Raw genomic sequence first — 12,709 nt, forward strand, 5'->3', positions numbered from 1 at the left:
CTCGACTTGCATGTATTAGGCACGCCGCCAGCGTTCGTCCTGAGCCAGGATCAAACTCTCCGAAGAAATGTTTGACTTGCTCATTTTGCTTTTTTTATAGTGTGTGCTCACTCAAAATTTACGTTGGCGCTTTGTTTTGTTCAGTTTTCAAAGAGCAATTTCGTTGTCGTTTCTCTCAAAGCGACTTCGTTAGTTTATCATGTTTCGTTGCTGTTTGTCAACAACTTTTTTAAAATAATTTTCAACAGCTTGTTGAGCCGTTTAAGTTGCTGTCTTAGCGACAAGAAATAATATACCATGTATAAAAAATGTTTGCAATATATTTTTACAAAGTTTTTTTTAAAAAAGTTTTCATTTTCATTTCTTCTATATAAACTTCCCCTGCATTCACTTTATCTCCGTAACAAAATTAAAATATCCCGCATATTTCATCTTGAATTTATATATAGATAGATTGATATCTTTTTTATGAGGTGAAATGATGAATCTTTTATTGGTTGCGCTACTCATTTGTTATAGCATGGCTCTTTATTTATTCTGCACCGCTTTTTATGAAGCCATTAAATTCAGTAAAGAAAAAGGGAAAGTGAACGGCACGACCTTCTTATTCAGCTTTATCTTCGCCTTGATTTTCACCAGGATGACCTATTTATTCTATCCCTATGAATAAAAGCAGTAAGTCGCGTCAGACTTACTGCTTTTATATGAGTCTTTTTCAACCTTCTTTCCCTTCAGCTTTTAAAAACGTCGTTAGACCAACCAAGATGATGGTGCCTCCGAGAACTTGAGTCCATAGAATAGGCTCATCGAGAATAAAGTAAGCAAGGACCGTGGCTCCTACCGGCTCCAGAAGTATCGCCATCGAAATGGTTGTAGTACTTAGCCATTTCAATGTCCAGTTGAATAACGAATGTCCTAATAACGTTGGAAAGATGGCAAGGAGAATGAAATAAATCCAATCTTCAACGGCATAGGGCGCGAGTGCCTCGCCTTTAACAAGAACATAGACGAACAAAGTAACCGCACTAATGCTATACACGACAAATGTGTATGTTATAGAAGAGATACGTTTTACAACACTCTGTCCAAACAATAGGTAACCCGTTACTAATGCACATGCGATAAGGGCTAGGACATCTCCCCAAAGTGCCATCCCGCTGATTCGGAAATCTCCCCAGCTGATGACAAAACTTCCGGCTATCGCGATGACGCCACTACCTATCGCTCTCAACGAAAACCTTTCTTTAAAAAAGAAGTAAGCCCCCGCGAAAGCGAATAACGGCTGAAGTGTGACAAGGACTGTCGAACTGGCCACAGATGTGTAATTGAGCGATTCAAACCACAGTATGAAATGAAAGGCTAGAAACACACCAGCGGCAATCGATAACAACCAGTCCTTTTTCCGGATGAGCTTGAGTTCATGCCGGTACTTGATAAGGAAAACAGGAAGCATCAATAGAACGGTAAATAATAATCGATAAAAAGCAATGATTCCCGAAGGCGCAGTTGCTAATTTGACCAAGATCGCCGAAAAAGAAACCGAGGCTACTCCTATAGCTAAAGCCAAATAGGGATTCATTTTTGGTTTGGGCTGCATTCTCTCTCCTCTTTCCCCGAATTCTAGTTTGAAGTTTATTTTACTATGGTAGAATTATAAGGGATAGTTTATTTGAAATGGGCAATATTGAATAGATTATTAATTCTTCTATCTTTTCTGAGGAGATGTGAATGGTATGGAATGGGTGTTCGAACCTCAATCTGAACTGCAGATATTGATAAAGTTAGGGATTTCGGCTCTCCTCGGATTAATCATTGGGTTAGAGAGGGAGATGAAACGGAAACCAGTCGGACTAAAAACAAGTCTGGTCATTTCCATCGTCAGCTGTTTATTAACAATCGTTTCGTTGGAATCAGCTTATAAATTTCCAGGCAGTGACGATGTTAATATCACGATGGACCCTCTTCGTCTTGCGGCCCAAATCGTATCAGGGGTCGGTTTCATCGGTGCAGGGGTCATCCTGCGTCGCGATAATAACAGCATTTCCGGTTTAACGACCGCCGCCATCATATGGGGTGCCGCAGGTATTGGGATTGCGGTCGGGGCAGGGTTCTTCCTTGAAGCGATCGCTGGAGTCATCCTGTTAATCATCAGTGTCGAATTGGTGCCGTCCCTTGTCACTTGGCTCGGACCAAGAAAATTGAGACAAAAGGAAATCTTTCTAAAGCTAGAGATCAAGGGTAAAGATGATATTGCTATCGTACTGAAGAAAATTAAAGAAGAGAATATTTACATCAAGGCGCTTCGGATTAAAGATGTCGAAGAAGACCTTCACCTTTTAACACTAAAAGTGTTGGTCGATTATAAAGTCAAGACTTCCGAGGTGTACTATACCGTCTCTAAACTCAGTGAAATATCCAGAGTGGAAATTGAAAATGGCTAATGTACAAAACCCGTTTGAATTCCTTCAAACGGGTTTTTCTTACTCATTTTACAAATTATAAAATTTAATATTGACTTTTCTTCGGATTCCGAATAAAATAATTATTGTACCATAACCCGGGGGCTTAGCTCAGCTGGGAGAGCGTTTGGCTGGCAGCCAAGAGGTCAGGGGTTCGATCCCCCTAGTCTCCATACTTCGAAACCCTTTGCTTTTAAGCAAAGGGTTTTTCTTTGTATCCCTCCCCTTTTCTTCTCAAAAAACTTCCCTTTATAATCGCCTTAACAGTAATTCATGCTTTTTCCCTCTACGTTGAAATAGCTACATTTTGCTTACCTTTGCCTCGATACCATTCTCATCTCACATCGGACGATTCAAACCAGCCACTCATCAGTTGTTTTTTCTTGTGTTTCTGATATTTTTAGAAGAGTGAAGGAGCTAACTGTTTTCGGAATAAATTCGTCAGGCACTTTTTCACATTTATTTTAACTAAAGTGGAAATAAGGGTACAATTAATAACTCTTATATAAATAATTAATGAGGTGAAAGAATGATTGCAAAGACTGAAGAAGATTTTAATGGCTTGAAAGAAATCGGCAAAATTATTGCCTCCATTAGAGATGAATTGGTACAAAGATCAGTCCCTGGCGTAACGACCAAAGAACTTGATGATATTGCTGGAGAACTGCTAAAGAAGGCAGGTGCCATTTCCGCCCCAAAAGGGGAATATGATTTTCCTGGTTATACGTGCATTAGCATTAACGAAGAAGTGGCGCATGGCATTCCAGGTGAACGGGTTATTCAAGAAGGGGATCTCGTAAATATAGATGTCTCCGCTTCAAAGAATGGTTATTTCGCAGATACAGGAATCTCATTTGTAGTAGGAGAGGGCAATGAAGTCTTAACGAAACTATGCGATGTCGCTAAAAAGGCATTTGATGCAGGTCTCAAGAAAGCAAAACCTGGTGCCAAGAAAAGCAAAATCGGAAAAGCGGTCTTTGAAACCGCGAAACAACATGGATTCACTGTTATCGAAAATCTTACGGGACATGGTGTCGGACGAAAGATCCACGAAGCACCTGCCCATATTTGTAATTATTATGATCCTTGGGATAACGAAATACTAAAGGAAGGGATGGTTATCGCATTCGAGCCATTTATTTCAACCTTTGAAGAAGAAGTATTCCAAAAAGAAGATAATTGGACCTATGCCACAGAAAAAAGCTTTGTAGCTCAATTGGAGCATACGATTATCCTTACTAAAAATGGCCCGATTATTGTCACCCTTTAATTCAAGCATAGACGGTAAAGTTTTATATTAAAATAGTAGTACACGGCGGAGTGTTCTTTACACTCCGCTTTTATCTCGTCAGGTAGGGAATATTGCGAGAATGATTCGGGGAGTGAAGGCATTTACGCTAACTTCTACTCATCATTTTCTTGATCTTGCGAACAGCGGGTACTAGAACGGATTCTTGTACTTTTGTAAGGGCTACACCCAACCCAACCATCAGCATCAAGGCGATAATCAATCCTAATACCAAGCTCACTATTTCTCCAACTTCTTTAAATACAGCAACCAATACGGCAACCATTCCACTCGCCTCCCTTTACCACCACTTTTTTACGAACTTCTCACCAAACTTAAGTGAAGGATTATTTACTTTCCCTTTTCCGTGACATTAACTGAACGAACGATTACCTATAGATAGTCTCATTATAACCAAATGTATAATATTGGTCCATTTACCACCTTTGTGAATATGAAGACACGCCCGACTCCGCTAGTCCGCTATCCATTTCTTTACTCATAATATGTAGTTCCCTTTTTGGTAATGACATCAAAAAAAGCTAGCCCAATCACTCGAGCTAGCTTAATTGAAATACATATATCATTTCATAGGATTATGATATTTTCTCTTCATCCTTCATATATTCATGCTCCCAGAAATCCGCATTTTTAATCCCCAATGCTTTTGGATCAAAAACTGGGTCCACCCCTTGTTTCTTTTGTTTCTCGTAATCCCGTAATGTTATGAGTGCTGGTTTGGCTAGAATCAGAATCGCTATGACATTGAGCCATACCATGATTCCTAACCCCGCATCCCCTAAGGCCCAAGCCACTTCTGCCGTTCGGATCGTTCCATAAAAAGTGGCGGCAAGGATAATGACCTTCAAGGTGTGCATCGCCCATTTACTATTCCGATTTCGCATCAGGTAAGCAATGTTCGTTTCTGCGATATAATAGTAGGCCATGATGGTCGTAAAGGCGAAGAAAAAGAGGGCTATAGCAACGAATCCTGCACCAAACCCAGGAATCACACTATCAATGGCCGCTTGTGTATAGCCTGGACCAGGTTCCACCTCTCCTAAGTTATTCACGATTGACGTCCCATCTTCCGCTTGCGTATTGTACATGCCTGTGAATAAGATCATGAAGGCAGTAGCCGAACAAACGAATAGGGTGTCTATATAAACGGAAAAAGCTTGGACAAGGCCTTGCTTGGCCGGATGGGAAACTTCGGCTGCAGCTGCTGGGTGAGCACCCGTTCCTTGACCAGCCTCATTCGAGTACACGCCGCGTTTCACTCCCCACGCGATGGCCATCCCGATCAACCCACCAAATGCAGAATCCAGACCAAAAGCACTTCTAAATATTAATGATATGACACCGGGTAATTCTGCGATATTCATGAAGACGATGATAACGGATAATAGAATATACCCGAGGGCCATAAACGGAACAATTAGTTGTGCTGCATTAGCGATCCTCTTTACGCCACCGAATATGATGAACCCAAGTAAAAGGACCACGGCAATTCCTGTGATGAACGGCTCAACACCGAAGGCATTTTCCACTCCAGCGGCAATGGAATTGGACTGGACGCCTGGCATAAGAATCGCCATTGCGATAAGTGCCGCGCCTGCGAAGAGGACGGCGAACCATTTCCACCCTATCCCTTTTTCAATATAATAAGCAGGCCCCCCACGATATTGACCGTCTTGCTTCACTTTATAAATCTGGGCTAACGTAGATTCTATGAATGCGCTGGATGCCCCTATGAAAGCAATGGCCCACATCCAAAAAACCGCACCTGGTCCACCGAAGGCGATGGCCGTCGCCACCCCAGCTATATTCCCTGTCCCGACACGTCCTGAAAGGGCAATGGATAAAGCCTGGAATGAAGAAACCCCCGCTTTCGAACTCTTTCCCCGGAACATCAATACAATCATTTCTTTAATATGCCTAACTTGTAGAAAACGCGTCAATATGGAGAATAATAGCCCGACCCCCAATAAGATATAAATGACCGGCGAGCTCCATAACACTCCATTCAAAGCATCTATGAATTCCTTCAAGTAAGTTCCCCCCTTTTATCGATTAGAATATTCAAAATTATATAACAATTTATATTTTTCCACAATATGTTATGTTAGTTTTTCTTACATTTGAAATAATTTTGTCGTAAAAAAGGGGAACCTTCTTGACAGCATAAAAAAGAAACGCCTGCGTTATCCGCTGGCGTTTCTACTTTCATATGGAGGTCACAAGACTGAAGTAGCGCCTTGTATTGCGTGTTCCAGTTCACTTGTTCTTTTCTTTGTAACTGATTCGTTCCAACCAAAGTATTCAGCCATGTAGTTGGTTACGGCTTCTTTATGAGTTTGAACCAAATCGATATCAAACAGAAGCGTTCCAGTTCTGCGGAAGAAGAAATCTACAGGAGTGGCTGCCATTTCATGGTCCAGTGCATATTGCAATTGTACGAATAACACTTGCGGTAGGCCTGTACGGCTTCCCCCATCCTTTTCATTGATGGCAATGTTAAATAACACCGGCGCGTTCGACCCGTACATGGACAGGATCTTTCTTGAATCTTCAACAGAGAGCCCTGCATCTACACCCATTTGAATATGGTTCTTGATGTATTCAGGGAAGTTGTTCGACCCACCTACATCTCCACCTGAAACGCGGATCCGTTTTGTACTATGATCAGCGAACAATTTGTTCAAGTCCTCTGAAAACTTCTTGGCCACTAGGTCTACGGTCGTTTTGGCCATTTTGCGGTACCCGGTCAATTTCCCACCGGCAATCGTGATAAGACCTGAATCGGACACCCATATTTCATCTTTTCGTGAAATTTCAGAAGGGTCCTTGCCTTCTTCCAGAATCAATGGTCTTACACCGGACCAGGTTGACTCGATATCTGCATCCGTAACCTTCACTTCAGGGAACATGAAAGCTATCGCCTTCAAGATATAATCACGGTCTTCTTGCGTTACACCCGGATCTATCGGATCTCCTTCATAAAAGGTATCTGTCGTTCCAACATAAGCTTTACCCGCACGCGGAATGGCAAAGACCATCCGTTTATCCGGCGTATCGAAATAAATGGCCTGTTTCAAAGGGAACTTCGATTGGTCAATGACGATGTGAACACCCTTGGATAGCTTAAGCGTTTTTCCTTTTTTCGAGTTATCTTTTTCACGAATTGAATCGACCCATGGTCCAGCTGCATTGACCACTTTTGCTCCAAGTATTTCGTATTCTTCATCTGAATGTACGTCCCGGACTTTTACTCCAGCAATTTTACCATCTTCATAGACCAATTTTTCTACCTTCGTATAGTTGATGGGAGTCGCCCCTTTATCGACGGCCGCCTTCATGACTTCAATCGTCAGACGCGCATCATCCGTACGGTACTCAACATAATACCCTCCACCTTTAAGCCCGTCTTTCTTGACAAGCGGTTCTTTCTTCAAGGTTTCATCCGCAGTAAGCATTTTTCTCCGTTCACTTCTCTTGACGCCTGCAAGGAAATCATAGACACGGAGACCGATAGATGTGCTGAATTTGCCAAATGTCCCACCTGCATGCATCGGAAGGAGCATCCATTCCGGTGTCGTTACATGCGGTCCATTTTCAAAAACGATTTCTCTCTCTTTACCTACCTCGGCAACCATCTTCACTTCCAACTGCTTAAGGTAACGCAATCCACCGTGGACAAGCTTGGTTGATCGACTTGATGTACCAGCCGCAAAGTCTTGCATTTCAACTAATGCCACTTTCATGCCGCGTACGGTCGCATCCAATGCTATCCCTGCACCGGTGATGCCTCCACCTATTACAACTAAATCAAATTTCTCTTTTTTTAATTTATCGATTGTTTCTTTTCTATATCTATTTGAAAACCTCATATCTAACTCCTCCTTGGGGTGTTATCTTGTTGGTTCTTCTAATAATCAGCATATACTCTATTATCTTCCCATTCTAGTAAGCCAATAACCATAATCAGGATATAAATATAGAGAAAGAGACCACAAATGCACATCATCGATTTCTCGATAACGCATTCGTGGTCTCTCCTATTCTCCGGCCGAGTTATTAACTTGTTTTCAGTATATCATAGTGTTGCCTGTATTTAAAAGACTTTGCTTATTTTATTTAAAAGCCATTGCCGCGTGCACGGCCTTTTTCCAGCCTTCGTATAATTTTTCACTTTCCTTCTCTTCCATGGAAGGCGTGAAAGTCTTGTCTATTACCCACTGCTGGGCGATTTCTTCTTGATCCTTCCAATAGCCAACCGCTAGTCCAGCCAAGTATGCGGCACCCAGCGCTGTCGTTTCATTCAGTGTCGGCCTTTCCACGGGTACCCCTAATAAATCACTTTGGAATTGCATTAAGAAGTCGTTCTTCACTGCCCCGCCATCCACTCGCAATGTCTTCAGCGCAATACCTGAGTCTGCTTCCATCGCATCCAGGACATCCTTCGCTTGGTAGGCAAGGGATTCAAGGGTAGCGCGTATAAAGTGCTCTTTCGTTGTCCCACGTGTTAGTCCAAATACAGAGCCACGTACATCGCTGTCCCAGTATGGGGTTCCCAGTCCTACGAAGGCTGGCACCACATAGACGCCATCCGTGCTGTCCACTCGTTTTGCATACGCCTCACTATCCTGGGCGTTATTCAGCATCCGCATGCCATCACGTAACCATTGGATTGCAGAACCGGCTACGAATATGCTGCCTTCCAGTGCATATTCAACCTTGCCATTCAATCCCCAGGCAAGCGTCGTCAATAGGCCATGTTCGGAATCGACTGCTTTTTCACCCGTATTCATAAGCATGAAACATCCTGTTCCATACGTGTTTTTCGCCATTCCCTGATTAAAGCAAGCTTGGCCGAATAAAGCGGCTTGTTGGTCGCCTGCTGCTCCGGCAATTGGAATCGATTGCCCGAAGAAATGATATTCGATCGTGTTCGCATACACTTCTGAAGAAGGTCTGACTTCCGGTAACATGGACTTTGGAACATCCAGGATTTCCAGAATCTCTTCATCCCACTTCAGTTCATGGATGTTATACATCAACGTTCTTGAAGCATTGGAATAGTCCGTCACATGGGCTTTTCCTCCTGAGAGCTTCCAGATCAACCACGTATCGATCGTTCCAAATAGTAGTTTGCCTTCATCGGCCTTTTGACGTGCACCTTCCACATTATCGAGGATCCATTTCACCTTTGTACCGGAAAAATAAGCATCAATCAATAATCCCGTTTTCTTCCGGAACATGTCATTATGACCTTTTTCCTTCAACTCTTCGCAGATGGCACTCGTCTGTCTGGATTGCCATACGATGGCATTATAGATAGGGACTGAGGTTTCCTTATCCCATACGACTGTCGTTTCACGCTGGTTCGTTATTCCAATCCCGGCAATTTGTTCAGGCTTTATGCCGGATTCCGATATGACGCTCGCAATGACGGCTAAAACCGACCCCCAAATCTCATTGGCATCATGCTCAACCCAGCCCGGTTTCGGGAAATGCTGTGTAAACTCCCTTTGGGCTACATGGACCAACTCGCCCTTTTCATTGAACAATATTGCCCGTGTGCTTGTTGTTCCTTGATCCAAAGATAAGATGTATTTTTTCATAGTATTTTCCCCCAACCTCTTTAAATTAACTAGCTATATTCTTACTCTCTATTTCATGCGACTGTTTTTTTCCAAATACGTAAGCCACTATCAATAATACTAGGCTTCCTGCAAAAACAGACCAACTTACTATCGTGATTTCACCTAAAAAGAATGCTTTATAAAAGATGGCTCCGAGTCCCCCACCTACTATCGGACCTACGACTGGAATCCATGAATAGCCCCAATTCGAATCTCCTTTACCTGGAATAGGAAGAAGAAAATGTGCAATACGTGGACCCAAGTCACGGGCAGGGTTAATGGCGTATCCTGTTGTCCCACCTAGGGACATCCCGATCACAACAATCAATAAACCGACTGCAAATGGATTTAACCCTTCCGTAAATTCATTGGCCCCTATAAATAGTAAACCAAGAACAAGGATGAATGTACCAATCATTTCGCTTAATAGATTGGAAAAAGTATGTGGGATCGCTGGTGAAGTCGCGAATACACCAAGCTTGGCACCCGGATCGTTCGTACCCTTCCAGTGCGGTAAATAATGCAAGAATACTAATGTTGCACCTAGAATCCCACCAATTAACTGACCTATGATATATCCTGGAACGTCTCCCCAAGGAAACTCCCCGATAAGTGCAAAACCTATGGTGACAGCCGGATTTAAATGGGCACCACTAATGGAACCGACTGCAAAAACACCCATTGTCACAGCTAACCCCCACGCAATCGTCACGACAATCCATCCAGCATCTTTGGCATAAGATCCTTTCAATGAAGATCCCGCCCCGATGCCTGCACCAAAAAGAACCAAAATCATCGTACCTACTACTTCTCCCCAAAATGGTGTCATATTAAAACCTCTTCCCCTCTAGAATAATGACCATAAATCAATAAAAGGAGGCCCACAGCAGAACTAACCCACAAGTAAATGGGAATTTTCCGTTGTGAATCTCCTTATCTCCGTCACATCTATTAACTTGTATTTTAGATTAATATACTAGTTAATGAAAACGCTGTCAAACTATTTATCAAAAAATAGAAAATTGTTTTATATTTTTTATTTAAACATATTCCATAACTCCGTTTTGGAAGTGGTGATCGACGATGCTCCCGCCTCAAGTGCGTTCAGGACCTCATCTGAATTACGGATCAACCCTCCGGCCAAAATCGGCGTTTGCAAATGTTCCTTCACCTCTTTAATCATCCAGGGCATGGCACCTGGCAACACTTCGATATAATCAGGCTTTGTCTTCTTTACCAACTTATAACTTTTCTCCAACGCATGGGAATCTATTAAAAAAATCCGTTGAATCGCGACAACGCCCTTTTGCTTCGCTTTTAAAATCACACTGGACTTTGTCGAAATCAAGCCATAAGGTTGGACCTCCTGGCAAATGAATTCCGTGGCATACTCATCACTTTTGATTCCTTGAATCAAATCTACATGGAAAATCATTTTCTTATTACGTTGCTTGGCCATCAAGCTCACATTTTTCAGCTGTGATATATGTAAATCCAGAAAAACCCCTATCTCATAGGAACTCTCCAAGAACCTCTCGAAATCCTTCATGCTTGCCGAAGCAGGCAGTATCTTCTGATCCATCATATCCTCCTCCTATGCTAACAATCCCATCATAATCAGAACCTGCCGTAAAAACAATAGGTCCCACCATCATTCCATAAGGACGCTCGCATTTATCCAAATTCCACTAGAAAAGAATGCATGTACCCTAAGCATACAAAAAACCTAAATAAAGAGCCATTATTTAGGCCTTTTGTTGTTTTTTGATAGTCAAAGAGCCAATTTGATATTCATGGCACCCTCAACCAGCTCAAATGACTTAATCTGCCCGACCGGTACCTTTTTCACCATATCCCATGCGTTAAAATCAATTTTGATCATCCGATTATGATATTCAAAAAATGGCGGTCTATTAAACAGTTTATGGTTGATGAAATTAACATTAATCGGTTTCATCCCAACAAGCTGAAAGAGAATCGTTCTTTTATCGATTTGCACCGGCTTCAACGTGACGGTGAAGGCAACTTTTTTCTTCAACATCATTTTCTTTACCTCTGTAGTCCCACTCAGCACGATATACTCTGGTGAAATATGCACATCAATGTCTTCTTCACCTGACTTCTTTTCTATTAAACCCGCCATCATCTTTGCCGTAATGGGGATGGAAACCCCCTCCGTTGTAGCCTTATTGATTATATCCTTGAATTTATCAAACATGATTTCCCTCCCTTGCCCTATGCAAAAAACTCCGTTGAATCATCTTATTCAAGATTGGGTAATTGCGGAACGACCCATTACCTCCCCTTCACACCCTATTACCATATTTTATCAGTATCTGCCCTGTTCAAACAGGTGACCACCCTCAAATAAAAAAACGCCACTCGGGATGAGCGGCAGTTAACGTCTTATTTTTTCTTCTTCAATTCGACTAGTTCACTGGTTTTTTTACCATTGACGAAGGCTTTAATCAGGCCCACATTTTTCGCGTAATATCTAGTAGAACCATTACTTTCCTTTACTTCAACAACCTTATTGAAGGTCCCTGCTGGTGTTTTGACGGTTTTACTCATCGATGTAACCTTAGCGATGTACGTATTACTTCCATCCCAGCTTTCCCATTTAGCTCCGACCTTTAGCGGGTAACCTAAAGCGATAAAATACTCTGATTCGGGCCAACCGATATAATAACCCTCACCCGTTTCTTTTTCAACTTCCTTCCAGCTCTCCCCGGCTCCCTTTAGGTTCCAGATTGTCCAAACCTTATTGTACTTTTCCCCAGTGCTCGAGTGGGTATATTTTTTTCCGTTACTTTTATAGACATACACTTTGGACGTATCCCTTTTATAACTCGCCACTTTTTTCTTGAACTTTAGAAATTCCGTGGATACATAGGCTTTTTTCTTATTATAACGGATTTCGGACCATCCTGATTTTGTTTTGGAATAGACCGTTACTTTGGTTCCTTTTTTCAACGAGCCCACTTTTTTCGCCTTATCGGAAGCCTTCTCCCTGACATTCAAGTTGCTTGCTGTCACAGTGGCACTTGATGTACTCGCCGCATCGGCTGTCGCGGTGAACGGAAATGCTAGGCTACTAATGAAAAGGATGGCCATCATCATTTTGAATAATTTGCTTACATTCATACTATATTCTCCCCCTGATCTCTTACCTAAATACCTAAATATGATATAGGTATTTTATCATAAATAATTGAAAAATAAGGTTTATAAGTAAAATAAAAGAAATTAAAAGCTATTTCATCTATAAAACAAAGACAGATGAATGCCCTCAAACAAAATAATTTAAATTTGGTATT

General features: G+C 42.0%; 12 protein-coding genes, 1 tRNA gene and 1 rRNA gene. 4 read left to right on the top strand and 10 right to left on the bottom strand.

Features of this window, described 5'->3' with window-relative positions; genetic code table 11:
- A 16S ribosomal RNA gene (locus ACIQXR_RS03535) occupies positions 1-66 on the bottom strand; the annotation flags it as partial.
- Positions 67-481: 415 nt separating this feature from the next.
- Between ACIQXR_RS03535 and ACIQXR_RS03540 the strand changes: the two genes are divergently transcribed.
- Positions 482-670: a hypothetical protein gene (locus ACIQXR_RS03540; RefSeq protein WP_402876058.1), complete on the top strand. Its 189-nt coding sequence runs from the start codon at positions 482-484 to the stop codon at positions 668-670.
- A gap of 45 nt (positions 671-715) precedes the next feature.
- Here the strand turns inward: ACIQXR_RS03540 and ACIQXR_RS03545 are convergent, their stop codons facing one another.
- The gene (locus tag ACIQXR_RS03545) at positions 716-1,597 is read right to left on the bottom strand and encodes a DMT family transporter (protein WP_402954150.1); all 882 of its coding nucleotides are present in this window, start codon (positions 1,595-1,597) and stop codon (positions 716-718) included.
- 136 nt (positions 1,598-1,733) lie between these two features.
- Here ACIQXR_RS03545 and ACIQXR_RS03550 point away from each other — a divergent pair, with 136 nt between their 5' ends.
- From ACIQXR_RS03550 to map, 3 genes are all read left to right on the top strand, one after another.
- Positions 1,734-2,441 (top strand): MgtC/SapB family protein, encoded by a 708-nt coding sequence (locus ACIQXR_RS03550; RefSeq protein WP_402876056.1) that lies wholly within the window; start codon positions 1,734-1,736, stop codon positions 2,439-2,441.
- 118 nt (positions 2,442-2,559) lie between these two features.
- Positions 2,560-2,632 (top strand) — tRNA-Ala (locus tag ACIQXR_RS03555).
- 356 nt (positions 2,633-2,988) lie between these two features.
- Positions 2,989-3,729, top strand: a complete 741-nt coding sequence (gene map, locus ACIQXR_RS03560) for a type I methionyl aminopeptidase (protein ID WP_402876055.1) — start codon at positions 2,989-2,991, stop codon at positions 3,727-3,729.
- Between the two features lie 127 nt (positions 3,730-3,856).
- Here the strand turns inward: map and ACIQXR_RS03565 are convergent, their stop codons facing one another.
- From ACIQXR_RS03565 to ACIQXR_RS03600, 8 genes are all read right to left on the bottom strand, one after another.
- A complete protein-coding gene (locus tag ACIQXR_RS03565) occupies positions 3,857-4,033 on the bottom strand; it encodes a hypothetical protein (protein ID WP_402876053.1) in 177 nt (58 codons plus the stop codon).
- A gap of 310 nt (positions 4,034-4,343) precedes the next feature.
- Complete coding sequence (locus tag ACIQXR_RS03570) at positions 4,344-5,798, bottom strand: alanine/glycine:cation symporter family protein (RefSeq protein ID WP_402876051.1); 1,455 nt, start codon at positions 5,796-5,798, stop codon at positions 4,344-4,346.
- 186 nt (positions 5,799-5,984) lie between these two features.
- Positions 5,985-7,637, bottom strand: a complete 1,653-nt coding sequence (locus ACIQXR_RS03575; protein WP_402876050.1) for a glycerol-3-phosphate dehydrogenase/oxidase — start codon at positions 7,635-7,637, stop codon at positions 5,985-5,987.
- A gap of 243 nt (positions 7,638-7,880) precedes the next feature.
- Complete coding sequence (glpK, locus tag ACIQXR_RS03580) at positions 7,881-9,371, bottom strand: glycerol kinase GlpK (protein ID WP_402876048.1); 1,491 nt, start codon at positions 9,369-9,371, stop codon at positions 7,881-7,883.
- 25 nt (positions 9,372-9,396) lie between these two features.
- A complete protein-coding gene (locus tag ACIQXR_RS03585) occupies positions 9,397-10,221 on the bottom strand; it encodes an MIP/aquaporin family protein (RefSeq protein ID WP_402876046.1) in 825 nt (274 codons plus the stop codon).
- A 207-nt stretch (positions 10,222-10,428) separates the two neighbouring features.
- Positions 10,429-10,974 carry a glycerol-3-phosphate responsive antiterminator gene (locus ACIQXR_RS03590; RefSeq protein WP_402876044.1) on the bottom strand — a complete coding sequence of 182 codons (546 nt, stop codon included), beginning with the start codon at positions 10,972-10,974 and terminating at the stop codon, positions 10,429-10,431.
- A gap of 189 nt (positions 10,975-11,163) precedes the next feature.
- On the bottom strand, positions 11,164-11,610 hold the full coding sequence (locus ACIQXR_RS03595; RefSeq protein WP_403079481.1) for a hypothetical protein: 447 nt from the start codon (positions 11,608-11,610) through the stop codon (positions 11,164-11,166).
- Positions 11,611-11,798: 188 nt separating this feature from the next.
- Positions 11,799-12,536: an SH3 domain-containing protein gene (locus tag ACIQXR_RS03600; RefSeq protein ID WP_403079483.1), complete on the bottom strand. Its 738-nt coding sequence runs from the start codon at positions 12,534-12,536 to the stop codon at positions 11,799-11,801.
- Between the last annotated feature and the right edge of the window lie 173 nt (positions 12,537-12,709).

Source organism: Peribacillus sp. NPDC097224, from assembly GCF_044761985.1.
In the GTDB taxonomy this organism is placed as follows: Bacteria; Bacillota; Bacilli; order Bacillales; family DSM-1321; genus Peribacillus.